The sequence below is a fragment of the Enterobacter sp. CFEC122 genome (assembly GCF_052983755.1).
Map to the genome: position 1 here is coordinate 111,237 of NZ_JBRIQR010000008.1, position 21,912 is coordinate 133,148.

The 21,912-nt window shown below is 56.2% G+C and carries 26 protein-coding genes; 6 read left to right on the forward strand and 20 right to left on the reverse strand.

What is annotated here, in order from left to right; all coding sequences use genetic code 11:
- Window positions 1-9: 9 nt before the first annotated feature.
- Both ACVCAM_RS07890 and ACVCAM_RS07895 read right to left on the reverse strand, forming a co-directional pair.
- A complete protein-coding gene (locus ACVCAM_RS07890) occupies window positions 10-282 on the reverse strand; it encodes a PTS sugar transporter subunit IIB (protein ID WP_008502881.1) in 273 nt (90 codons plus the stop codon).
- A gap of 80 nt (window positions 283-362) precedes the next feature.
- Window positions 363-806: a PTS sugar transporter subunit IIA gene (locus tag ACVCAM_RS07895; RefSeq protein WP_008502882.1), complete on the reverse strand. Its 444-nt coding sequence runs from the start codon at window positions 804-806 to the stop codon at window positions 363-365.
- A gap of 234 nt (window positions 807-1,040) precedes the next feature.
- Here ACVCAM_RS07895 and ACVCAM_RS07900 point away from each other — a divergent pair, with 234 nt between their 5' ends.
- The gene (locus ACVCAM_RS07900; RefSeq protein WP_021241565.1) at window positions 1,041-2,060 is read left to right on the forward strand and encodes a LacI family DNA-binding transcriptional regulator; all 1,020 of its coding nucleotides are present in this window, start codon (window positions 1,041-1,043) and stop codon (window positions 2,058-2,060) included.
- 3 nt (window positions 2,061-2,063) lie between these two features.
- On the opposite strand, the gene yfcD is transcribed toward ACVCAM_RS07900, so the two are convergent.
- The 3 genes from yfcD to yfcF are packed head-to-tail and all read right to left on the reverse strand — an operon-like array spanning window position 2,064 to window position 3,926.
- Window positions 2,064-2,618, reverse strand: a complete 555-nt coding sequence (gene yfcD / locus ACVCAM_RS07905; RefSeq protein ID WP_055321845.1) for an NUDIX hydrolase YfcD — start codon at window positions 2,616-2,618, stop codon at window positions 2,064-2,066.
- A 55-nt stretch (window positions 2,619-2,673) separates the two neighbouring features.
- Window positions 2,674-3,225 carry a phosphodiesterase gene (gene yfcE / locus ACVCAM_RS07910; protein WP_407223534.1) on the reverse strand — a complete coding sequence of 184 codons (552 nt, stop codon included), beginning with the start codon at window positions 3,223-3,225 and terminating at the stop codon, window positions 2,674-2,676.
- Window positions 3,226-3,281: 56 nt separating this feature from the next.
- Window positions 3,282-3,926, reverse strand: a complete 645-nt coding sequence (yfcF, locus tag ACVCAM_RS07915; protein WP_008502584.1) for a glutathione transferase — start codon at window positions 3,924-3,926, stop codon at window positions 3,282-3,284.
- Between the two features lie 140 nt (window positions 3,927-4,066).
- On the opposite strand from yfcF, the gene yfcG reads away from it, so the two are divergent.
- The 4 genes from yfcG (at window position 4,067) to ACVCAM_RS07935 (ending at window position 6,601) form a co-directional block, all read left to right on the forward strand.
- Entirely contained in the window at window positions 4,067-4,696 is a 630-nt protein-coding gene (yfcG, locus tag ACVCAM_RS07920; protein WP_008502585.1) for a GSH-dependent disulfide bond oxidoreductase, read from the forward strand.
- Between the two features lie 75 nt (window positions 4,697-4,771).
- Window positions 4,772-5,140: a dihydroneopterin triphosphate 2'-epimerase gene (folX, locus tag ACVCAM_RS07925; RefSeq protein ID WP_008502586.1), complete on the forward strand. Its 369-nt coding sequence runs from the start codon at window positions 4,772-4,774 to the stop codon at window positions 5,138-5,140.
- 13 nt (window positions 5,141-5,153) lie between these two features.
- Entirely contained in the window at window positions 5,154-6,047 is an 894-nt protein-coding gene (locus ACVCAM_RS07930) for a TIGR01777 family oxidoreductase (protein WP_055321847.1), read from the forward strand.
- A 44-nt stretch (window positions 6,048-6,091) separates the two neighbouring features.
- The gene (locus ACVCAM_RS07935; protein ID WP_039023981.1) at window positions 6,092-6,601 is read left to right on the forward strand and encodes a GNAT family N-acetyltransferase; all 510 of its coding nucleotides are present in this window, start codon (window positions 6,092-6,094) and stop codon (window positions 6,599-6,601) included.
- 98 nt (window positions 6,602-6,699) lie between these two features.
- On the opposite strand, the gene hisP is transcribed toward ACVCAM_RS07935, so the two are convergent.
- The 15 genes from hisP to pdxB form a co-directional block, all read right to left on the reverse strand.
- Complete coding sequence (gene hisP, locus ACVCAM_RS07940; protein ID WP_014832781.1) at window positions 6,700-7,473, reverse strand: histidine ABC transporter ATP-binding protein HisP; 774 nt, start codon at window positions 7,471-7,473, stop codon at window positions 6,700-6,702.
- 8 nt (window positions 7,474-7,481) lie between these two features.
- The gene (locus ACVCAM_RS07945) at window positions 7,482-8,198 is read right to left on the reverse strand and encodes an ABC transporter permease (protein ID WP_008502590.1); all 717 of its coding nucleotides are present in this window, start codon (window positions 8,196-8,198) and stop codon (window positions 7,482-7,484) included.
- Window positions 8,195-8,881, reverse strand: a complete 687-nt coding sequence (locus tag ACVCAM_RS07950) for a histidine ABC transporter permease HisQ (protein WP_008502591.1) — start codon at window positions 8,879-8,881, stop codon at window positions 8,195-8,197. The genes ACVCAM_RS07945 and ACVCAM_RS07950 overlap by 4 nt, the downstream gene beginning before the upstream one ends.
- 88 nt (window positions 8,882-8,969) lie before the next feature.
- Window positions 8,970-9,752, reverse strand: a complete 783-nt coding sequence (gene hisJ / locus ACVCAM_RS07955; RefSeq protein WP_055321848.1) for a histidine ABC transporter substrate-binding protein HisJ — start codon at window positions 9,750-9,752, stop codon at window positions 8,970-8,972.
- 226 nt (window positions 9,753-9,978) lie between these two features.
- Window positions 9,979-10,761 carry a lysine/arginine/ornithine ABC transporter substrate-binding protein ArgT gene (argT, locus tag ACVCAM_RS07960; protein WP_008502593.1) on the reverse strand — a complete coding sequence of 261 codons (783 nt, stop codon included), beginning with the start codon at window positions 10,759-10,761 and terminating at the stop codon, window positions 9,979-9,981.
- Between the two features lie 291 nt (window positions 10,762-11,052).
- Window positions 11,053-11,622 (reverse strand): UbiX family flavin prenyltransferase, encoded by a 570-nt coding sequence (locus tag ACVCAM_RS07965; protein WP_023344598.1) that lies wholly within the window; start codon window positions 11,620-11,622, stop codon window positions 11,053-11,055.
- 89 nt (window positions 11,623-11,711) lie between these two features.
- Window positions 11,712-13,229, reverse strand: a complete 1,518-nt coding sequence (gene purF / locus ACVCAM_RS07970) for an amidophosphoribosyltransferase (protein WP_021241570.1) — start codon at window positions 13,227-13,229, stop codon at window positions 11,712-11,714.
- A 33-nt stretch (window positions 13,230-13,262) separates the two neighbouring features.
- Complete coding sequence (gene cvpA / locus ACVCAM_RS07975) at window positions 13,263-13,751, reverse strand: colicin V production protein (RefSeq protein ID WP_000262116.1); 489 nt, start codon at window positions 13,749-13,751, stop codon at window positions 13,263-13,265.
- A gap of 165 nt (window positions 13,752-13,916) precedes the next feature.
- Entirely contained in the window at window positions 13,917-14,615 is a 699-nt protein-coding gene (dedD, locus tag ACVCAM_RS07980; RefSeq protein WP_008502596.1) for a cell division protein DedD, read from the reverse strand.
- Window positions 14,605-15,873, reverse strand: a complete 1,269-nt coding sequence (gene folC / locus ACVCAM_RS07985; RefSeq protein ID WP_023344599.1) for a bifunctional tetrahydrofolate synthase/dihydrofolate synthase — start codon at window positions 15,871-15,873, stop codon at window positions 14,605-14,607. The genes dedD and folC overlap by 11 nt, the downstream gene beginning before the upstream one ends.
- Before the next feature lie 70 nt (window positions 15,874-15,943).
- Window positions 15,944-16,849, reverse strand: coding sequence for an acetyl-CoA carboxylase, carboxyltransferase subunit beta (gene accD / locus ACVCAM_RS07990; protein WP_008502598.1), 906 nt, complete (start codon window positions 16,847-16,849; stop codon window positions 15,944-15,946).
- Window positions 16,850-17,003: 154 nt separating this feature from the next.
- Window positions 17,004-17,663 carry a DedA family protein gene (locus ACVCAM_RS07995; RefSeq protein ID WP_008502599.1) on the reverse strand — a complete coding sequence of 220 codons (660 nt, stop codon included), beginning with the start codon at window positions 17,661-17,663 and terminating at the stop codon, window positions 17,004-17,006.
- 28 nt (window positions 17,664-17,691) lie between these two features.
- Window positions 17,692-18,504 carry a tRNA pseudouridine(38-40) synthase TruA gene (gene truA / locus ACVCAM_RS08000; RefSeq protein WP_021241572.1) on the reverse strand — a complete coding sequence of 271 codons (813 nt, stop codon included), beginning with the start codon at window positions 18,502-18,504 and terminating at the stop codon, window positions 17,692-17,694.
- Window positions 18,504-19,517: an aspartate-semialdehyde dehydrogenase gene (locus ACVCAM_RS08005; RefSeq protein WP_055321850.1), complete on the reverse strand. Its 1,014-nt coding sequence runs from the start codon at window positions 19,515-19,517 to the stop codon at window positions 18,504-18,506. The genes truA and ACVCAM_RS08005 overlap by 1 nt, the downstream gene beginning before the upstream one ends.
- Before the next feature lie 67 nt (window positions 19,518-19,584).
- Complete coding sequence (gene pdxB, locus ACVCAM_RS08010) at window positions 19,585-20,721, reverse strand: 4-phosphoerythronate dehydrogenase PdxB (protein WP_023294134.1); 1,137 nt, start codon at window positions 20,719-20,721, stop codon at window positions 19,585-19,587.
- Window positions 20,722-20,834: 113 nt separating this feature from the next.
- Here pdxB and flk point away from each other — a divergent pair, with 113 nt between their 5' ends.
- Window positions 20,835-21,839 (forward strand): flagella biosynthesis regulator Flk, encoded by a 1,005-nt coding sequence (flk, locus tag ACVCAM_RS08015; protein ID WP_008502603.1) that lies wholly within the window; start codon window positions 20,835-20,837, stop codon window positions 21,837-21,839.
- The last annotated feature ends 73 nt before the right edge of the window (window positions 21,840-21,912 follow it).

A 21,912-nucleotide genomic window follows, 5' to 3' on the forward strand; every position in this document is an offset into this window, starting at 1 on the left:
TTATCAGGGTTATTGTCTTTCGAACCAGGCGCGCAGCTGCGCTTCAAGTTCGTTGATGTCGATGATGTTGTTGATCACCACCAGCTGGCTGTCCGGCACGCTGGCGCTGGCCGCAATGTCTTTTGCCATCACGAACAGATCGGCCGCGCCCGGCGTCGCCGAGGAGAGATCGGAGTGTTCAACCTCAGCCTCAATCTCCAGCTTTTTGAGCACCTTTTTAATATTCATTTCGACCATAAAACTGCTGCCCAGGCCAGAACCGCAAATAGCCATGATTTTCATTGTTGTCCCCTTATTTTGAGTAGAGTACGCCCCATCACGCTGACGCGTAATGTAGTGAAAAACCGGATTACAGAATTAAATCAGAAGCGGTTAATAATTGTTTTAATTTCCTCCAGGGTATTCGCCTGATGCAGTTTCTCCATCTCCTCGTCGCTGGAAAATAATTCTGCGAGTGCGGATATCATTTCGATATGGCTATGTTTGTCAGGTGCCGCAAGCATGATAATCACATCGACAGGGTCAAACTCACCGGCACCAAACGAGACGCCCTGTTTTAGTTTTAATAACGACAACCCCAGTCCTTTGGCGCCTTCCTCCGGCCGCGCATGCGGCATCGCCAGCCCTGGTGCCAGCACATAATAAGGTCCTAACGCGTGGTGCTGCTTGATGATGGCCGTGACGTAGTCAGGCTCAATCACCTGCAAATCCAGCAGCGGCTTCGCGCACAGCTTCAGCGCCTGCGGCCAGTCTTCCACGCTCTCCTGCAGCGTGATGGTTGTATCATATATCCATTTTTTGAGCACTTTTCACTCCCGCCACACGTTTAAGATGAGCAAACTTTATTCAACGCATCGCGGATTGACTGCGATCGCGATCACAAAGATAGCGCTACCAATCGTTAACATGCAGAAATGTGATAGCGCTATCAAATTGCAATCACGTTACTAAATCACAGCAAAAAAAGGGATTTAAGGCGTATACTGCCTGTCACGTGAAACGAAGGAAAAAAAGAACGCGTCTGGTCAGCAGGAAGGTGTATGTCTCTAACCCGAAAACGGCGCAGTACTGGTAAAGTGACACTCGCCGATGTCGCACAGCTTGCCGGTGTGGGCACGATGACCGTGTCCCGTGCGCTTCGCACACCCGAACAGGTTTCCGATAAACTACGAGAAAAAATAGAAGCCGCGGTACAAGAGTTAGGCTATATGCCCAATCTTGCAGCCAGTGCCCTTGCCTCGGCCTCGTCATGGACAATAGCCATGGTGGTGCCCAACCTCTCCGAAGCCGGCTGCTCGGAGATGTTCGCCGGGCTACAGCAGGTGCTGCAGCCTGCCGGATATCAGATCATGCTGGCAGAATCCCAGCATCGTCTTGAGCAGGAGGAGAAGTTGCTGGAGACGCTGCTGGCGTCAAATATCGCCGCAGCGATTTTGCTCAGCGTTGAACATACCGACACCGTTCGCCACTGGCTGAAAAACGCCTCGATTCCGGTGATGGAGATGGGCGCCATGCGCGCCGATCCGATTGATATGAACATCGGGATTGATAACGTGGCGGCCATGTTTGAGCTCACGGAAATGGTGATTAAGCGCGGCTATCAAAACATTGGCCTGCTGTGCGCCAACCAGGAGCAGTGGATTTTCCAGCAGCATCTGCAGGGCTGGTATAAAGCCATGCTTCGCCACCATATGTCGCCTAACCGGGTCATTAACGCGGCGATGCCGCCGAGCTTCTCGACCGGCGCGGCGCAGCTGCCCGAATTCCTGCTGGCGTGGCCTGAGCTGGATGCGCTGGTGTGCGTCTCTGACGAGCTGGCCTGCGGCGCGCTGTACGAGTGCCAGCGCAGGCGAATCAAAGTGCCGGACGATCTGGCAGTGGTAGGGTTTGGTGATAGCGACGTGAGCCGCGTCTGTCAGCCGCCGCTGACGACCATGGCGGTGCCGCATCGTAAGATTGGCATCGAAGCCGGGAAAGCGCTACTGGAGCGCCTGAATGGCGGAGACTGGCGCGATCAAAAGCCCATCGCGTCCAGCCTGTGTCTGAGAGAGAGCTGCTGACGCTTACTCAGCCTCTTCCTCTTTTTCTGATTTGCTCGATTCGTTTTTGGCGTTGCGGGTCATCCACAGCGCCAGCGCTTTTAACGAATCCGGCGTGAACTCGTCGCAGCGCGCGGTGATCTCTTCCGGCGTCATCCAGCTGACTTCACTCACTTCTTCTTCCTGCAGGGCGAACGGGCCGTGGGAGACGCAGCTAAACAGTCCGCCCCAGACGCGGCAGTTCTCGTCTTCGAAATAGAACTGACCGTGCTCGGCAAACGGCACGCCGGCGATGCCTAACTCCTCTTCCGCTTCACGACGCGCAGAATCCAGCAGCACTTCATCCGCCTGGACGACGCCGCCTGCAGTGGCATCCAGCATACCCGGGAGAAAATCTTTGGTGTCCGTGCGGCGCTGAACCAGAATTTTACCCATACCGTCATGCACAACGATATATGTCGCACGGTGGCGCAGGCGCTCCGCACGCATTTGCTCGCGGCTGGCCTGCGCGATCACTTCATTCTCTTCGTTGACAATGTCAACCCACTCTGTACTTGCCAAATGACTCTGCTCCACCATCGGGAAACCTTCTTTTCTAAGCGCTCTTTCGGCGCGTTTGCAGTTGAGGTGTAACTTACGGATTAATCGCTACCTGCGCAATAACTTGCTGATCATTAAGTGCGATAACGCTCAGGGTATTTCCTTCCAGCATGCCGTAGCTCGCAGGATACCCGCCTTTTGGGATGCTGACCGAGCCCGGATTAAAGTGATAAATCTCACCGCGTTTTTCCGCAACCGGAATATGAGTTTGACCGTAAACCAGGACATCGCCAGCCGCGAGCGCCGGGAGATTATCCGGGCTGAAAAGATGCCCGTGGGTCAGGAACAGACGGTGTTGTTCGAGCAGCACCTGCTGCCACGGCGCGGTAATGGGAAAATGCAGCAGCATCTGGTCCACTTCGCTGTCACAGTTGCCGCGAACGGCGATGATGCGCGAGGCATACGGGTTGAGTTTTTCCGCGACCTGCGCAGGGTCATAGCCTTCCGGCAGCGCGTTGCGTGGGCCGTGATTCAACACGTCACCCAGAATAATCAGCCACTGCGCACCGCTTTTCTCAAACAGAGAAAGGACACGCTCGGTCGCGGGCAGCGATCCATGGATATCCGACGCAAACATCAGTTTCATCAGTCACTCCTCGGGAAAACAGACTGCCCCCATCATACCTGAAGCGTCAGGGCTTATCAGCCCGCGCGCTTAGCCGAGAGTGCCACATAGCGCTGCACGGAGGCACGCTGCCACTGGAACGCGGCATAATCCACCAGCAGCTGCGGCACCTCATCACCGTTGAGGATCAGGCGGTTTAGCATCAACGCCAGATCGGCATCCGCAATGCACCACTCGCCGAACAGGTTTGGGTTGCCATGGGCGAGCAGTAAGGAGGCGGTTTCAATCAGCTTCTGCGCGCTTTCCTGGCCTTCTGCGCTGAGGGCGGGCTTTTTCACCCCGGCAAACACGACGTCCGTGGAGCGTTCCACGCGAATCGGCACCAGATCGCTGCGCAGCCACGCCTGGATCTGCCGCGCCCGGGCGCGCTTTTGCAGATCGTGAGGATAGATACGCTCCCACTCCGGGGGGGCGAACCGATCTTCCAGATACTCATCGATCGCCGACGATTCGCTCAGAGCAAATCCATCAATCTCCAGCACCGGCACGCGTCGGGTCAGATCGTAGCCCTGCCACTGCGGCTTGAGATGTTCACCGCCGTCGAGATCAACGGTCTTCAGGGTAAAAGCGAGTCCTTTTTCGGCCAGCGCAACGTAAACGCTCATGACATAGGGAGAAAAGAAGTTCGCATCGGACCACAACGTGATGACGGGCTGGTTCATAACATCCTCATAGGCTGATCGGTTTTGACTCAACATATAATCTCTTTGCCTCGCTGTCACTTGATGAAAACTCACGATTTACAACAACCACCTATACTCATTTGTCATGGCACCACTATTCGCATGGACAGGAGTTGAGAATGATCGACCTTTATTATGCCCCTACCCCCAACGGCCATAAGATCACCCTCTTTCTTGAAGAAGCCGAGCTGGATTACAGAATCATTCGCGTGGATATCAGCAAAGGCGAGCAGTTCAGCCCTCTCTTTCTGGCTATCTCGCCGAATAATAAAATCCCGGCCATCATTGATAACCAGCCGGCGGACGGGGGCAGACCGTTGAGCCTGTTTGAATCCGGTGAAATTTTGCTCTACCTGGCGGAGAAAACCGGCAAGCTGCTGAGCGGCGAACTGCGCGAGCGCCACCATACGCTGCAATGGCTTTTCTGGCAGGCAAGCGGGCTGGGCCCCATGCTGGGACAAAATCATCATTTTACCGCTTACGCCCCGCAACCCATTCCTTATGCGATAGAGCGCTATCAGGTTGAGACGCAGCGGCTCTACGACGTTCTGAACCGTCGGCTGGAGAAAACGCCGTGGCTCGGCGGCGATCATTACAGTATTGCCGACATCGCCTGCTGGCCGTGGGTGAATACGCATGAAAAACACCGAATTGACCTGGCCGCTTACCCGGCGGTGAACAACTGGTTTGAGCGCATCCGGACCCGCCCGGCGACCGAGCGAGCGATGCAAAAAATCCAGCAAATTTAACCCGGTATGAGGCTGGGTGCCTGTGAGGCTCTCATGTATTATGGGCAGGAAATACTGACACGGAGAAGACCTGCAATGTCACAGCCAGACGCCATTATTCGTATAAAAAATTTACGCCTGCGTACCTTCATCGGTATCAAAGAGGAAGAGATCGCCAACCGTCAGGATATTGTTATTAACGTGGTGATTCACTACCCCGCAGACAAAGCGCGCGCCAGCGAAGACATCAATGACGCCCTGAACTACCGCACAATCACCAAGAACATTATCCAGTTTGTAGAGAATAACCGTTTCTCTCTGTTGGAAAAATTAACTCAGGATGTGCTCGATATCGCACGCGAACATCACTGGGTCACTTATGCTGAAGTTGAGATCGATAAACTTCACGCCCTGCGTTACGCCGACTCCGTCTCTATGACGTTAAGCTGGAAACGCCAGGCGTAAACCTGGAGGTTGTATGAAGATTTTGCTGACCGGCGGTACTGGCCTGATTGGTCGTCACCTCATTGCGCGTCTGCAGGCCTTGCACCACGACATCACCGTGCTCTCGCGCAGCCCGGAAAAAGCGCGTCAGGTGCTGGGGGCAGGTGTTGATATCTGGAAAAATCTGGCCGAGCAGCAAAATCTGGACGGTTTCGACGCCGTTATTAACCTCGCGGGAGAACCCATCGCCGATAAGCGCTGGACGGAAGAGCAAAAACAGCTGTTATGCAGCAGCCGGTGGAACATTACCGAAAAGCTGGTCGAGCTGATCCGCAACAGCCATACGCCGCCTGCCGTGCTGATTTCGGGTTCCGCAGTAGGCTATTACGGCGATCTCGGCGAGGTGGTGGTGACCGAGGAAGAGCCTCCCCATAACGAGTTCACCCATAAGCTCTGCGCCCAGTGGGAGCGTATCGCCTGCGCGGCGCAGAGCGATCGGACCCGCGTCTGCCTGCTGCGGACCGGTGTCGTCCTCGCGCCGAAAGGCGGCATTCTGGCGAAGATGCTTCCCCCTTTCAGGCTAGGACTCGGTGGCCCCATCGGCAATGGCCGTCAGTATATGGCGTGGATCCATATCGACGATATGGTCAACGGGATTCTCTGGCTGCTGGATAACGATCTGCGCGGGCCGTTTAACATGGTTGCGCCGTATCCGGTGCGAAATGAACAGTTTGCCCACGCGCTGGGACATGCCCTGCACCGCCCGGCGATATTGCGCGTGCCTGCGACGGCGATTCGGCTGCTGATGGGTGAAGCGTCTGTTCTGGTACTGGGCGGACAGAGAGCGCTGCCAAAACGGCTGGAAGCGGCCGGGTTTGCGTTCCGCTGGTATGAATTAGAAGAGGCACTGGGGGATGTGGTGCGGTGAATATGGTACAGTGACAGGCCATGTTCCGAAGAAATGGCGTAACAATGGCAACCATCACCACTCCCCGGCTTTACCTCACCCCTTTTGAACCCACTGACTGGGCCTTCTTCCGCTCGCTGCGTGAAGATCGCCGCATCATGCGCTATATGGCCGCCATCGCCCCGGAAAAAGAGACCCGACGCGTGTTTGCCGCGCGACTCGCTGCTGCTCATGTGTTTGTCATTCGCGCCCGGGATGATGATACGCCGCTGGGCGATATCGGCCTGCAAATCAGCGCTGAGAATCGTGAAGAGGCCGACATCGGCTATACGGTTGTGCCTGCCGCGCAGGGGAAAGGTATCGCCAGCGAAGCGCTGCGCGCGGTGTGTGATTACGCCTTTAACCAGACCGGCGTGAAGGCGATTAATGCGTACGTACTGGCGGACAACGGCGGGTCAGTGCGGGTGCTGGAGAAAGCGGGATTTGTGCGCACTCAGGTACTGGAAAAAGCGTATGAAATTGATGGCGTGCGCTATGACGACTGGGTGTACCGGCTGGAGTATAGTGCGGCCTGAATGCCGGGCGGCACTGCGTTTGCCCGGCCTACGGTTTTGTAGGCCCGGTAAGCGAAGCGCCACCGGGCGATTGGGCTGCACTGCGGTCTGATGCCCTCTTACTTCAGAGAGCCTTTAAGGAACTGCTGCAAACGCGGGCTTTGCGGGTTTGCCAGCACCTCGTCCGGGTGGCCCTGCTCTTCAATTTTCCCCTGATGCAGGAAAATCACGTGGTTCGAGACGTTACGGGCGAAGCCCATCTCGTGCGTCACCACCACCATCGTTTTGCCCTCTTCGGCCAGCTTCTGCATGATGCGCAGCACTTCGCCAACGAGTTCAGGGTCCAGCGCGGAGGTCGGTTCGTCGAACAGCAGCACCTCGGGCTCCATCGCCAGCGCGCGGGCGATAGAGACACGCTGCTGCTGACCGCCGGAGAGATGCACCGGGTATTTCATCTGCTGGCGTTCGTCAATGCCCACTTTCGCCAGGTATTTCACCGCGCGCTCGCGGGCTTCATGCTTGCTCAGGCCCAGCACCTGAACCGGTGCTTCCATCACGTTCTCCAGCACCGTCATGTGGCTCCAGAGGTTAAAGTGCTGGAATACCATCGTCAGGCGCGTACGCAGCAGGCGCAGCTGGTTCTTGTCTGCCACCTTCAGCTGACCGTCTTTGTCACGCACCAGGTTGATATTCTGCCCGCTCACCACAATTGAGCCTTCACTCGGCTTTTCGAGGAAGTTGATGCAGCGCAGGAAGGTACTTTTTCCCGAGCCGGATGAGCCGATGATACTGATCACGTCGCCCGCATTCGCCTGCAGCGACACCCCTTTCAGCACTTCATGTTCGCCGTAGCGTTTGTGCAAATCAATTACGTTTAATTTGTTCTCAGCCATCATCTTTCTCAGTGCGTCGAAGAAGGTTTTATATGCTGCAACCAGCGTTTTTCAGCCTTACGGAACAGGCTAATCAGAACATAAGAGATAATTAAATAGAGCACCGCCGCAATGCCAAACGCGGTAAACGGCTGATAGGTTGCGGAGTTAATATCGCGCGCTATTTTGAGCAGGTCCGGCACCGTCGCGGTAAAGGCGAGCGCAGTCGAGTGCAGCATCAAAATCACTTCGTTACTGTAGGCCGGTAACGCGATACGCAGGGCCGATGGCAGAATGATGCAGCGGTAGAGTTTCACCGACGAGAAGCCGTAGGCCCGGGCTGCTTCAATTTCACCGTAAGGAACAGAACGAATCGCCCCCGCGAAAATCTCCGTGGTGTAGGCGCAGGTGTTGAGCGTCAACGCCAGCACCGTACAGTTCAGACCGCTGCGGAAGAACGCATTCAGCATCTCAGTGCCTTTTACGATCTCAAGCGTGTACATCCCCGAATAGAACACCAGCAGCTGCACGTACAGCGGCGTACCGCGAAACACGTAGGTAAACAGCCAGATCGGGAACTGGATAAATTTATTGTTCGACACGCGGCCAATGGCGAGAAACACCGCCAGAATACCGCCCATTACCACGGAGGAGATCAGCAGCCAGAGCGTAATCGCCACGCCGGTAAAGCGGTAGCCATCTGTCCACAGCAGCGATTTCCAGTATTCCTGAATAATCTCAATCACAGGTCAGCCCTCTTCACACCCACGGAGTAGCGACGCTCCAGCAGAAGCAGCACACCATTGGAGACGGTCGTAAAGACCAGATAAATCACGCCACAGACCACCGCAAAATAGAACGGCTCCCAGGTGCTCTTACCCGCCAGCTGAGTCGCTTTCACGACGTCTTCCAGACCGAGCAGCGAGACCAGCGCTGTCGCTTTGAGGATAACCTGCCAGTTGTTCCCGATGCCCGGCAGCGCGTAGCGCATCATGGCCGGGAACATAATTCGACGAAACGTTTGTGATGAGGTAAAACCAAATGCGGTTGCCGCCTCAATGTGACCTTTCGGCACGGCCATGTAAGCACCGCGGAAGGTTTCAGTGAAGTAGGCGCCGTAGATAAAACCGAGGGTAATAATACCGGCCACCATCGGGTCGATATCAATTTGTCCCATGCCCATCGCGTCTGTTATGCCGTTAAGCGCAATCTGCAGACCGTAAAAGATCAGCAGCATCAGCACCAGATCGGGAACGCCGCGAATGAGCGTGGTATAGCCTTCAAAGATTAGCGCCAGCGGTTTGTTAGCTGAAAGCTTCGCCCCTGCGCCTGCCAGACCTATCAGCACCGCCAGCACCACGGAGCTGATAGCCAGCTCAAGGGTGACAAGCGCGCCCTGTAAAATAACGCCAGAAAATCCGTACAGCATACCGCGAGCCCTGTCGTATCGTGAGTGGTGGAACCGTGTCTTTTCCCCTCCCGCCGTGGGAGGGGCCGCACGTTATATGACGGGGCGATTAGCCGCCGTAAACATTAAAATCAAAGTACTTTTTCGCCAGCTTGTCGTACGTGCCGTCTGCGCGCATTTCAGCGAACGCCTTGTTCAGCGCCTCACGCAGTTCGTTGTCTTCTTTGCGCAGGCCCATACCGGTGCCCACACCAAACAACTTCACATCCTTAATGGACGGGCCGCCAAACTTGTAATCTTTACCTACCGGCGTTTTCAGGAAGCCTTCGCTAGCCGCGACTTCATCCTGGAATGCGGCATCAATACGGCCTGCCGTCAGGTCAGCGTAGATATTTTCCTGGCCCTGATAGGAGACAATTTCAATCCCCTTCGGTGCCCAGTGCTCGTTGCCGTAGGTTTCCTGAGTGGTGCCCTGCAGCACGCCCACGCGTTTGCCCTTCAGCGATTCCAGCGTAGGCTGAATATCAGACGATTTCGCCACCACCAGACGTGAATCGGCCGCGTAGAGTTTGTCGGTGAAGGCAATCTCCTGCTGGCGTTTTTCAGTGATGGAGAGGGAGGACATGATTACGTCGATTTTTTTCGCTTTCAGGGACGGGATCAGCGCATCCAGCGGGTTCTCAACGTAGGTACACTGTGCTTTGATGCGTTTGCACAGCTCATTGGCCAGATCGATGTCAAAACCGACCAGTTCACCCTTTGAATTCTTCGATTCGAACGGCGCATAGGTAGGGTCGATACCAATTCGAATTTTCTGCGGAATAGCTGCGAATGCCGCGGTGGCGCTGGAAAAGGCCAGTACCAGTGATAATGACAACACGAGTTTTTTCATATTTGTCCTCAACAAACTGTCTTCATACGGGATTTTTACGACGACGGGGTGGTGCTAATGTGCCATTAATCCCCTCAGTCAGGCAAAGATTAATGCCTTTCCAGCGGGAATTTTTGCATTATTAATGCGTAAGTATGCACACAGCGATCCAATACAGTGCATCAAATGCACCGTATTGGGTCAACCGCTCCCGTAACGCACCTTTCCGGTGCGTCACCGCCAAGTGTTATTCACCGTATACGTTGAAGTCGAAGTATTTCTTCGCCAGTTTGTCGTAAGTACCGTCTTTACGCAGCTCTGCAAAGGCTTTGTCGAAGGCGGCTTTCAGCTCGGTATCATCCTTACGCAGGCCAATCCCGGTGCCATCGCCAAAGTACTTTTTGTCTTTCACCGACGGGCCTGCAAACGCGTAGTCTTTACCCGCAGGCTGCTTCAGGAAGCCTTCGCTCGCGGCGACTTCATCCTGGAATGCCGCATCCAGACGGCCTGCCGCCAGGTCAGAATAAATCAGATCCTGGTTCTGGTAAGCCACCACGTCTACTCCCTTCTCACGCCAGTTAGCATTGGCATAGCCTTCCTGAGTCGAACCCTGAAGCACGCCGACATGCTTGCCTTTCAGCGAGTCGATGGTGGGCTTAATCGGGGAGCCTTTAGGCGCAATCAGGCGAGAATCCGCGGCGTAGAGCTTGTCAGAGAAGGCAATCTCCTGCTGGCGTTTTTCAGTGATGGAAAGAGAAGAGATAATGGCGTCGATTTTCTTGGCTTTCAGCGACGGGATTAACGCGTCAAAGTCGCTGCCCACCCATGTGCATTTCACCGCAATGCGTTTGCACATTTCATTACCCAGATCGATATCAAACCCCACGAAATCGCCTTTCGCATCCTTGGAAGAGAATGGCGCGTAGGTTGCGTCTGTACCGATACGAACCGTCTGTGGAAGCGCTGCGTAGCTACCTGCTGCCGCACTTAACCCCACCAGCAAAGACAGAGCCAGAACCGTCTTCTTCATACATTTACCCTCAAGTACCGTGATTTTATTATGTATTGTGTTGTGTGTTGTGTTGCAGGCTTCATCTTGCAGGTCTTATGCCACATTGCCGTCTGGTTAAAACTTCGACGTTAAATATGTTAATAAAACGTTGCGATACTGCCTTAATGGTGAAAGATAGCAGGTCTGCCGAACGAACCGGAGAGAGAAAAAGGGAAAAAACGAATTAAATGTCGAGGATATGATCGCCGTTGCATAATTGCCCTGAAACAGGGCAACGTGTCTTTTCATGCACCGGCTATGTGCACAGATTCAGGCACCCTGCCAGCGGGTGAAGAGATCCTCGGGCAGGTCGATGTCGAACTGATCGAGTACGCGGTTAACGGTCTGGTTGATAATGTCGTCCAGCGTTTGCGGACGATGGTAGAACGCGGGCACCGGCGGCATGATCACAGCCCCCAGCTCAGCAGCCTGCGTCATTAAGCGCAGATGGCCCAGGTGCAGCGGCGTTTCCCGCACGCACAGCACCAGAGGACGCCGCTCCTTCAGCACCACATCCGCCGCACGCGTCACCAGGGTGTCGGTATAGCTGTTCACAATGCCGGAGAGCGTTTTGATTGAACAGGGCAGGATCACCATGCCGGCGGTTTTAAACGAGCCTGAGGAGATGCTGGCGGCGATATCACGGGCATCGTGAACGACATCCGCAAGCGCCTGAACATCACGCAGGGAGAGATCGGTTTCCAGAGAGAGGGTCTGCCGCGCCGCCTGGCTCATCACCAGATGGGTTTCGACGTCCGCCACGTTACGCAGAACCTGTAGCAAACGTACGCCGTAAATCGCACCGCTGGCACCGCTGAGCCCAACTATGAGTCGTTTCATGATTTTCGCCCTTACTGATTTCAGGGCAGACTGTGCAGGATTTTGCGGGGAGTTGCAAGTGAGGGCATACGCCCTCACCTGCCGGAACATCAACCTTCGTTGTGCATCTCTAAGCTTTCAAGATCGTTTTGCAGCTGAACGGCTTTGGCGTCGTCGTTGCGCAGCGAATCAAGATAGTCGAGGTACTGCTGGTCAACGTCTTTGGTCACGTAAATGCCGTTGAACACGGAGCATTCAAACTGCTGAATTTCCGGGTTCTCGGCACGCACCGCGTCGATGAGGTCGTTGAGATCCTGGAAAATCAGGCCGTCAGCGCCGATGATCTGGCGAATTTCATCCACTTCACGCCCGTGAGCGATCAGCTCGTTGGCGGTTGGCATATCAATACCATACACGTTCGGGAAGCGAATCTCCGGCGCAGCAGAGGCCAGGTAGACTTTCTTCGCACCCGCTTCGCGTGCCATCTCGATAATCTGCTCAGAGGTAGTACCGCGAACGATGGAGTCATCCACCAGCAGAACATTCTTGTCGCGGAATTCCGCGCGGTTAGCGTTCAGCTTGCGGCGCACGGACTTACGGCGCAGATGTTGCCCCGGCATGATGAAGGTGCGGCCAACGTAGCGGTTCTTCACGAAGCCCTGACGGTATGGCTTATCCAGAATGCGGGCGATCTCCAGCGCGATATCGCAGGAGGTTTCCGGGATAGGAATCACCACGTCGATGTCGAGATCGTCCCACTCGCGGGCAATCTTCTCGCCGAGCTTCGTGCCCATATTGACGCGCGCGCTGTAGACGGAAATCTTGTCGATGAAGGAGTCCGGACGGGCAAAGTAAACGTATTCAAACAGGCACGGGTTGCTGACCGGGTTGTCGGCACACTGGCGGGTAAACAGCTGGCCCTTCTCGGTGATATACACCGCTTCGCCCGGCGCAACGTCGCGCAGGAATTCGAAGCCCAGGGTATCCAGCGCCACGCTTTCAGAGGCAACCATATATTCGGTACGGCCATCGCCGAGGTCGCGCTTGCCGAGCACCAGCGGACGAATGCCGTTTGGATCGCGGAAGGCCACCATGCCGTGACCGATGATCATCGCCACGCAGGCGTACGCGCCGCGGATCTGACGGTTTGTCGCGGCAATCGCGGCAAAAATGTTGTCCGCTTCCAGCGGATAGTGACGGAAGTTATCCAGCTCGCTGGCGAACACGTTGAGCAGGATTTCAGAATCAGAGGTGGTGTTAATGTGGCGACGTTTCTCTTCGAACAGCTTTTTACGCAGCTCATGCGCGTTGGTCAGGTTGCCGTTATGGGCAAGGGTGATGCCATACGGTGAGTTGACGTAGAAAGGCTGTGCCTCAGAGGCGCTGGAACTGCCAGCGGTAGGATAACGAACGTGACCGATCCCCATATTACCTTGCAGACGCTGCATATGGCGGGCTTCAAACACATCGTTTACCAGGCCATTCGCCTTGCGTAAACGGAAGCAGTTGTTTGCATCAATGGTGATGATACCCGCAGCATCCTGCCCACGGTGCTGAAGCACCGTTAACGCGTCATAAATCGACTGGTTTACCGGCATGAAACCGGCGATACCGACAATACCGCACATTCGTCTTTTCCTCGTTAAGCCACATCTCAGGGTTTATGCCCTGGGCAAAAAACTCGACGAGCTTTGCAGATAGTCAAAGAACCATCTGATGATGAAGCTGAACTCTGGTATGAGCTGCGATTTCTGCCAGTCTTCACTTTTGGAGAACCCGGTAAAGGTATCCAGGAAGAACAGGATCGCGGCCACAATCAGCACGCCTCGCAACGCCCCGAAACAGATCCCGAGTACCCTGTCCGTTCCTGACAGACCGGTTTTCTCGACCAGCTGACCTATCACGTAATTGACGATAGCGCCAACAATCAGCGTCGCGATAAACAGCACCGCGATGGCGATTCCATTTCGGACCAGTTCATCTTCAAAGCCCGTGAACCAGACAGACAGGTAAGTGTAGTAATGACTGGCGACAAAGAAAGCACAACCCCAGGTCACCAGCGATAACGCTTCACGAACAAAGCCACGGATCAGGCTAACCAGACAGGAAAAACCAATCACCGCAATGATGGCGTAATCAATCCAGACCATATGTGTCCCACGATTAAACGCCCTGTCATCCAGTTCGGGGCGAATTCTAACAGAAAAAGAAAACGTTTGCGTAGGGATTTCCTTCCCGCGCGTAAATAAAAAAGGCGCTGAAAAAATGTTCAACGCCGTGGCTTATCGCCTCTCTCTTACAGGAGCAGGTCGTACTTAGTTCGCGCTGTAGCCCATCACCACACCGCTCAGGCCGGAGATCTGCTTCAGCTCACCCAGCGACCCTTTCAGTTTGTCTTTAGACGCTTCTGGCCCCACGAGGATACGGGTAATTTTACCCTGCACCGGCGTGGAAGGTGAAGTGTAAACACGATATCCCGCACTGCGCAGTTTACCCACCACCTCATTCACCTTGTCCGCATTTTTCAGCGCACCGAGCTGCACCACGTAGGCTTTGCCCGTTGGGGCAGCGGCGTCCTGCTGCGTCGGTTTTGCTGGCGGAGGCGTCTCTGACGCTGCGGCGAGCTGTTCTGCCGCTTTATCACGCTGCGGTTTCGGCTGCGGCTTCTCAACCGGCTTCGGTTTTTCAACCGGTTTAGGCTGCTCGACCGGCACAGGATCGATATCGCTGTTGCTCGTGGCCGCCAGGCGAGACGGATCGAGCGACGGTGCGGCGGCATCGCCCGCGCGCACCTCTTCCGCCGCCCCTTCCGGAGGCTGAGCAGGCAGCGCCTGCGTCGCCGCGGGCAGCATATCCGGCTCATCGCGGTCGCCCGGTTTCGGCACCAGCGGAATCGCGGCAAACTCATCCTGATAATGCTTTTTCTGCCCGTCGAGCAGCCCGGGAAGAATAATCACCCCGAGCGCGACCAGCACAATGGTTCCTGTTAAACGGTTCTGAAACTTACTCGCCACCGGTTCTCCCCGCGTCCATCACTTCCATGACATGTGCCACCGTGTGGAATGAACCACACACCAGCACGGTATCTTCTGGTTTAGCCTCCGCCATCGCGGCATGCCAGGCCTGCGCCACGCTACTGTAGATTGCGCCTTTGCCGAGATGTTCCATCAGCTGCTCAGCCGTCGCGCCGCGTGGCCCCTCCAGAGGAGCACAATACCAGCTATCGACCACACTCTCCATGCAGGCCAGCGTCCCGCCGATATCTTTATCATGAAGCATACCGATAACCGCCAGCACGCGCCCGGTTTTTGGTAGCGATTTGAGACGTCCCGCGAGATACGCCGCCGCGTGGGGGTTGTGCGCCACATCCAGAATCAGGCGCGGTGACTCGCTCACAATCTGGAAACGTCCTGGCAGAATCGCGTTTTGTATACCCTCGCGGATCGCCTGTTCGCTGACCATGAGACTGCTGGCGCGCAGTGCCGCCAGCGCGGTTGCCGCGTTTGGCTGCGGGACCTGCGGCAGCGGCAGGTTATCCAGCGCCCCCTGCGCGTCGCTAAAGCGCCAGCCGTTGTCCTGAACCTCATACTGCCAGTCAACGCCGCGGCGCAGCAGCTGTGCGCCCTTTTCGTTCGCCACGTCAGCAATGGTGTGCGGCATGTCCGGCTCGCCCACCACGGCAGGTTTATTTGCCCGGAAAATACCGGCCTTCTCGCGGCCAATGCTTTCACGATCGGGCCCCAGCCAGTCGATATGATCCAGCGCGATGCTGGTCACTACCGCCACGTCTGCATCGACGATATTGGTCGCATCAAGACGTCCGCCAAGACCAACCTCAAGGATCACCACGTCCAGCTGGGCCTGTTTGAACAGCCACAGGGCCGACAGAGTGCCGTATTCAAAATAGGTTAATGAGGTCTCTCCGCGCGCGGCTTCAATTTCCGCGAACGATGCCGTATGCGCCGACTCCGGCAGCTCGCGGTTCTGCACACGAACCCGCTCGGTGTAGCGTACCAGATGTGGCGAGCTGTACACGCCGACCCTGTAGCCCGCCGCCATCAGGACGGATTCCAGCGTGCGGCAGGTGGTACCTTTGCCGTTGGTGCCTGCGACGGTGAACACGAAAGGCGCCGGTTTCAGCACATCAAGACGCGCGGCAACCTGGCTTACGCGCTCAAGCCCCATATCGATGGTTTTACTGTGCAGGTTTTCCAGATAAGAAAGCCACGCGGCCAGGGGCGACGTGGCTTGGGGAATGCTTTTATTTTCCATAATGCCCGGTTGTCATTAACAGATTAGAAAGCAAAAGGGCAGCGCCAACCGGCCCTGCCCTTTTCAGTTATCAGGCCTCGGGTTCCTGATCCGGTACCACCACGCCTTCACGCGGCTCATCCGGGTTCGGCGCTGGCAGATTCATCAGCTTCGCCAGGATGCGCGCCAGTTTCAGGCGCATTTCCGGACGGCGGACGATCATGTCGATGGCGCCTTTCTCAATGAGGAACTCACTGCGCTGGAATCCCGGCGGCAGTTTTTCACGAACGGTCTGCTCGATAACGCGAGGACCCGCAAAGCCGATCAGCGCTTTTGGCTCAGCGACGTTCAGGTCGCCCAGCATCGCGAAGCTCGCGGAGACGCCGCCCATGGTTGGGTCGGTCAGCACGGAGATGTACGGCAGACCGCGCTCCTGCATCTTCGCCAGCGCTGCAGAGGTTTTAGCCATCTGCATCAGGGACATCAGGGCTTCCTGCATACGTGCTCCGCCGGAGGCAGAGAAGCAGATCAGCGGACAGTTGTCTTCCAGCGCCTGCTCAACGGCACGCACGAAGCGCGCACCGACCACGGAGCCCATTGAGCCACCCATAAAGGAGAACTCAAACGCAGCGGCAACAACCGGCATCCCATGCAGGGTGCCTTTCATGACGACCAGCGCGTCTTTCTCGCCGGTCTCTTTCTGTGCGGAGGCCAGACGATCTTTATATTTTTTGGAGTCGCGGAACTTCAGCACGTCTTTTGGCTCAAGCTCGCTGCCCAGTTCTACCAGAGAACCTTCGTCCAGCAGGCTATGCAGGCGGTTGCGCGCCGACATACGCATATGGTGGTCACACTTCGGACACACCTCAAGGTTGCGCTCCAGCTCTGCGCGATACAGAACCTGGCCGCAGCTATCACACTTCGTCCATACCCCTTCAGGAATGCTCGCTTTACGCGTTGGGGTAATGTTGCTTTTAATTCGTTCAATCCAGCTCATTGATAACCTTTCTGCCTGAACCTGGTCGTATGCCAGTTTTGCTATAAGAGGCGAATAATGCCATTTTTGCCTCCAACAGACCATGAATGTTGCACATTAAAACATAACAGCCCGAAACTTTGGATAAAAAAGTGGTCGAACCGCCAGCGTGCATTTACTTCGCTTGCTTTGCCGCCGCACGTTTGTGACGAATGATTTCGATAACGCCCGGCAGTACGGAAAGCACAATAATCGCTACAATCAGTAACTTAAGATTTTCCTGAACCACCGGGAGATCGCCAAACAGGTAGCCCGCATAGGTAAACAGCAGTACCCACAGCAGCGCCCCCACGACGTTATACATGGCAAAATGACGATAGGACATATGTCCCATTCCCGCCACAAACGGTGCAAATGTGCGCACAATAGGCACAAAGCGCGCAAGGATAATGGTTTTTCCGCCATGGCGTTCATAAAACGCATGAGTTTTATCTAAATAGCTGCGGCGGAAAATTTTTGAATCCGGATTGCTGAACAGCCGCTCACCGAATACGCGTCCAATCGTGTAGTTGACCGCATCACCGACGATGGCGGCAATCACCATCAGCACCACCATAAGATGCACATTCAGATCGTTGGTGGGCAGCGCCGATAACGCCCCGGCGACAAACAGCAGTGAATCGCCCGGCAGGAACGGCGTGACAACCAGCCCGGTTTCACAAAACAGAATGAGGAACAGAATGGCATAAACCCAGACGCCGTACTGCGCGACCAGCTCTGCCAGGTGAACATCAATATGCAGGATGAAATCAATCAAAAAACGAATTACGTCCATATTGTCTAAGCCTTAATTGCACCTTTGTTTAGTCCGCTAAAAACAGCGGCCCCATTGGCGGTTTCGGCAGGTCAAACCGATCCGGATAGTCTACCGAGACCAGATACAGCCCTTCCGCTTTCGCCGTGGCTGCCGCAAGCGTTCTGTCCTTCGCTGCCAGCAGGTCTGCAATCCAGCTCTCCGGCTGGTGTCCGGCACCCACTTCCATCAGGCTGCCCACAATATTCCGCACCATATGATGTACAAAGGCATTAGCTTTGATATCCACCACCACATACGCGCCAAAACGGCTGACGTGAATGTGCATGACATTACGCCACGGCGTGCGGGACTGACACTGCACCGCACGAAACGAGGTAAAGTCATTTTCACCAATCAGACACTGCGCCGCGCGATGCATGCGTTCCGCATCGAGCGGTTCATAAAAATGCGTCACGCCCTGGCTTAACACCGCCGGACGCAGACGCTGGTTGTAGATGACATAACGGTAACGACGCGCGGTGGCGCTGAAACGCGCATGAAAATCATCCGGCACAGCTTTCACCCAGCGCACCGCAATGTCACCAGGCAAATTCGCATTTACACCCAGCGTCCAGGCGGCATCCTTACGCACGGCGGTGGTCTCAAAGTGCACCACCTGCCCCGTGCCGTGAACGCCCGCGTCCGTACGGCCTGCGCACAGGACGTTAATCGGCTCGTTTGCCACCTGAGAGAGCGCTTTCTCCAGTTTCTCCTGGACGCTGCGCACCTCATTCTGACGCTGCCAGCCATAATATTTACTGCCATCGTACTCAATACCGAGGGCAATTTTATGAACCGGCTTTTGTTCCACGTCTGACATCAGTACAGGTACTCCTGCACCAGTTTCTCGGCGATCTTGACCGCCATCAGCGCGCCACCGAAACGAACGTTGTCGGCAACGGACCAGAACTGAACCTGCTCCGGCATACCGTAGTCGTTACGCACGCAGCCAACGGAAAGATGCGCGCTACCGGTGGCGTCGCCTACCTGCGTCGGGAACTCGCTCTCTTCAGAGAGGACGATGTCTTCCCCACGGCCAAACGCATCGCGCGCCTCTTCTGCCGCCAGGGGACGCAGCGCTTCAAAGCCGACCATCTGCGCGTGACCGTAGAAGACCGGGGACTGCACGACGCTTGCGGAGATCATCAGGCCATCGTCCTGCAGAATTTTACGCACCTCATCGACGATACGACGCTCTTCGCGCACGGAGCCCTCGCGGTCCGGCAATAGCGGTAGCATGTTGAACGCCAGCTGGCGGCCAAAGAAATCATCTTCGTCAATCGGGATGCCGTTCAGCAGCTTCGCGCTCTGCCCGGCCAGCGCGTCAACGGCCTTTTTGCCGTTTGCGGACGCGGACAGCAGGCTGGTCACGGTAATGCGCGACAGGCCGCCGTCGTCGATTAGCGGTTTCAGGGCGGTCAGCAGCTGGCTGGTCAGGCTGTTCGGTACCGCAATGACGTTACGGTTGCGGTAGTCAGCCAGTACAAACGGGTTCACGTCCGGCACCACCAGCGGCACATCCGGCTCCATGGAGAACAGGCCGCTCAGATCGATGACCAGGCAGCCTGCGTTGGTCGCCTCTTCAACGTACGCCGTAGTGGCTTCAGCGCCCGCGGCGAAAAACGCCAGCTGCGCCTGCGTCCAGTCGAACGCCGCCGCATCCTGAACCATGACGGATTTATTGTTAAAACGCAGATGCTCACCCGCGCTATCCGTTCGCGCCAGCGCATAGATATCGCCCACCGGGAACTGACGCTCAGCAAGCGTTTCGAGCAGGGCTTCGCCCACGGCACCCGTGGCACCTAAAATGGCAATGTTCCAGCCTTCAGACATGGTGGTTTACTCCAGAAATAAAAAAGCGTCCCTGTCGGAGTATCCGACAGGGAGCATTAAGAAGACATTAATGCGCCGGGTGATGAACGGCGTTAAACCCCAGCTTGTGCAGCAGCGTCGCCGCCGACGCGTCGTCGCACATCACATAGAGGGAAGACCACTCGCGACGCTCAACGTAGTTCTTGCGCAGCTTATCAAACTCACCCGGGATCCCCGCCACTTTACGCAGCAGCGCATCATCGCGGCGCACATCATACACCAAATGCACCAGCCTTTTCAGCGTTGCCTGATCGAGCGGGCCGTGAAGGGTAATGCGGCCAAATTCAGGCGCGGGGAGTAAGGTATCCAGCGCCACCTGCTGCGGATGGCCGATAAAGGCGCTGTAGGCTTCGAAGACCTGCGTCGTACCGCGGGCTTTCCCTTCGAGGGTATAACCAGCGATATGCGCCGTGCCCACATCAACCTTATTTAGCAGCTCAACGTTGAGGTCCGGCTCCGGCTCCCAGACGTCCAGCACCACGCTGAGGTCTTGTCCTTCGTTCAGACACGTCAGCAGCGCGGCGTTATCGACTACCGGACCACGGCAGGCATTTATCAGAATAGTGCCAGCCTTCAGACGGCGAATTAACGCCTCATCGGCCAGATGCAGAGACTTATACGGCCCCTCTTTAAACAGCGGCGTGTGGAACGTCAGCACGTCGCACTGTTCAACCAGCTCGTCCAGCGAACGGAAATCCCCATCATCGCCGTTGTCTTTGCGCGGCGGATCGCACAGCAACGTGCGGATCCCTAACGCTTCCAGGCGCTTTTGCAGGCGTCCGCCGACGTTACCCACGCCGACAATCCCCACGGTGCGGTCTTTCAGCGCAAACCCGTCGCGCTCGGCCAGCATCAGCAGCGAGGAGAAAACGTATTCCACGACGGCAATCGCGTTACAGCCCGGCGCGGCGGAGAAACCGATTCCGGCCTGCTTCAGCCATTTATCATCCACATGATCGGTCCCTGCCGTTGCGGTCCCAACGAACTTAATCGCCTTACCGGCGAGCAACGCCTCATTTACTTTGGTCACCGAGCGCACCATCAAGGCGTCGGCATCGTCCAGTTCGTTGACCGGGATCGGGCGACCAGGAACAGCCTTAACGTTACCCAGGCGGCTAAACAGCTCACGGGCGTAAGGCATATTTTCATCAACGAGGATTTTCACGTCTGAGTACCTGTTTGAGAGGAAGAAAACCTGCCAAGTGTGCCATAATCTGGCCGCCAGGCATATACGTCTGCCAGGTTTACGCTGAGTTTTGACTTTAAGGATTTTTGACGATGCAGCCCATTTCAGGTACGCCGCCACGCCCTCCGGGTGAAGGCCCCGTCACGCCAAACGTTGCCGGTGAACAACCGCTATCCACGCAACAGCGCACCGTGCTGGAGCGACTGATCACGCGCCTGATTGCGCTGACTTCACAGCAAAACGCGGAAGTCTGGGCCGGGGTGAAGCATGATTTAGGCGTGAGGAACGACGCACCGCTGCAGTCGCGCCATTTCCCCGCTGCCGAGCAAAATCTGAACCAGCGTATTACGACCGCGCAGCAGAACCACACCACGCGCCAGATTGTTTCTCAGCTGACGGAGCTGCTGGGCCAGGGAAATAACCGCCAGGCGGTGAGTGATTTTATTCGCCAGCAGTATGGTCAGACCGCGCTGGGCCAGCTTACGCCCGACCAGCTCAAAACCGTGCTGACGCTGCTGCAGAACAATGAGCTGTCGATTCCGCAGCCGCAGGTGCGCCCGGCGACCGAGCGTCCGCTGCTGCCCGCCGAGCACAATACGCTCAAGCAGATGGTGACGAAGCTGGCCGCGGCCACCGGCGAGCCGACGAAGCTTATCTGGCAATCCATGCTGGAGCTGTCGGGCGTGAAAGCAGGCGAGCTGATCCCGGCCAAACAGTTTACCCATCTGGTGACCTGGCTCCAGGCACGCCAGACGCTCAGCACCCAGAGCGCCCCTACCCTGCATACTGTGCAGGCGGCGCTGAAACAGCCGCTTGAGCCGCACGAGTTCGAGGTGATTCGGGATTATGCCCAGCAGAACTGGCAGGCCACGCCGCAAACGGTACTGACTACCGCGCAGGTGCAGGATCTGCTCAACCAGATCTTCGTTCGCCGCGCCGAGCGCGAAGGCGGCGTACCAGAGGTGAGAAATATTCAGCCGATCTACAGTCCGCTGTTTGCGCCGGTCGTGGAGACCTTCAGAACACTTTCTGCGCGTCCGGGATTGATGTTTATTGCATTACTGATTGCGCTGGCGATTTTCTGGCTGGTTGCCTGATATTTTGCCCGGTGGCGCTGCGCTTACCGGGCCTACAACGGCTCGAACTGTTGGCCGGGTAAGCGCAGCGCCA

Coding starts and splice junctions, on each gene's coding strand:
- ACVCAM_RS07890 (WP_008502881.1), bottom strand. CDS start 282: ATGAAAATCATGGCTATTTGCGGTTCTGGCCTGGGCAGCAGTTTTATG.
- yfcD (WP_055321845.1), bottom strand. CDS start 2,618: ATGGTGGAGCAGAGTCATTTGGCAAGTACAGAGTGGGTTGACATTGTC.
- folC (WP_023344599.1), bottom strand. CDS start 15,873: ATGGAAAATAAAAGCATTCCCCAAGCCACGTCGCCCCTGGCCGCGTGG.
- yfcG (WP_008502585.1), top strand. CDS start 4,067: ATGATCGACCTTTATTATGCCCCTACCCCCAACGGCCATAAGATCACC.
- ACVCAM_RS08005 (WP_055321850.1), bottom strand. CDS start 19,517: ATGTCTGAAGGCTGGAACATTGCCATTTTAGGTGCCACGGGTGCCGTG.
- hisP (WP_014832781.1), bottom strand. CDS start 7,473: ATGGCTGAGAACAAATTAAACGTAATTGATTTGCACAAACGCTACGGC.
- ACVCAM_RS07950 (WP_008502591.1), bottom strand. CDS start 8,881: ATGCTGTACGGATTTTCTGGCGTTATTTTACAGGGCGCGCTTGTCACC.
- ACVCAM_RS07995 (WP_008502599.1), bottom strand. CDS start 17,663: ATGGACGTAATTCGTTTTTTGATTGATTTCATCCTGCATATTGATGTT.
- ACVCAM_RS07930 (WP_055321847.1), top strand. CDS start 5,154: ATGAAGATTTTGCTGACCGGCGGTACTGGCCTGATTGGTCGTCACCTC.
- truA (WP_021241572.1), bottom strand. CDS start 18,504: ATGTCAGACGTGGAACAAAAGCCGGTTCATAAAATTGCCCTCGGTATT.
- yfcF (WP_008502584.1), bottom strand. CDS start 3,926: ATGAACCAGCCCGTCATCACGTTGTGGTCCGATGCGAACTTCTTTTCT.
- purF (WP_021241570.1), bottom strand. CDS start 13,229: ATGTGCGGTATTGTCGGTATCGCCGGTTTCATGCCGGTAAACCAGTCG.
- flk (WP_008502603.1), top strand. CDS start 20,835: ATGCAGCCCATTTCAGGTACGCCGCCACGCCCTCCGGGTGAAGGCCCC.
- ACVCAM_RS07965 (WP_023344598.1), bottom strand. CDS start 11,622: ATGAAACGACTCATAGTTGGGCTCAGCGGTGCCAGCGGTGCGATTTAC.
- folX (WP_008502586.1), top strand. CDS start 4,772: ATGTCACAGCCAGACGCCATTATTCGTATAAAAAATTTACGCCTGCGT.
- yfcE (WP_407223534.1), bottom strand. CDS start 3,225: ATGAAACTGATGTTTGCGTCGGATATCCATGGATCGCTGCCCGCGACC.
- accD (WP_008502598.1), bottom strand. CDS start 16,849: ATGAGCTGGATTGAACGAATTAAAAGCAACATTACCCCAACGCGTAAA.
- argT (WP_008502593.1), bottom strand. CDS start 10,761: ATGAAGAAGACGGTTCTGGCTCTGTCTTTGCTGGTGGGGTTAAGTGCG.
- cvpA (WP_000262116.1), bottom strand. CDS start 13,751: ATGGTCTGGATTGATTACGCCATCATTGCGGTGATTGGTTTTTCCTGT.
- ACVCAM_RS07900 (WP_021241565.1), top strand. CDS start 1,041: ATGTCTCTAACCCGAAAACGGCGCAGTACTGGTAAAGTGACACTCGCC.
- ACVCAM_RS07935 (WP_039023981.1), top strand. CDS start 6,092: ATGGCAACCATCACCACTCCCCGGCTTTACCTCACCCCTTTTGAACCC.
- hisJ (WP_055321848.1), bottom strand. CDS start 9,752: ATGAAAAAACTCGTGTTGTCATTATCACTGGTACTGGCCTTTTCCAGC.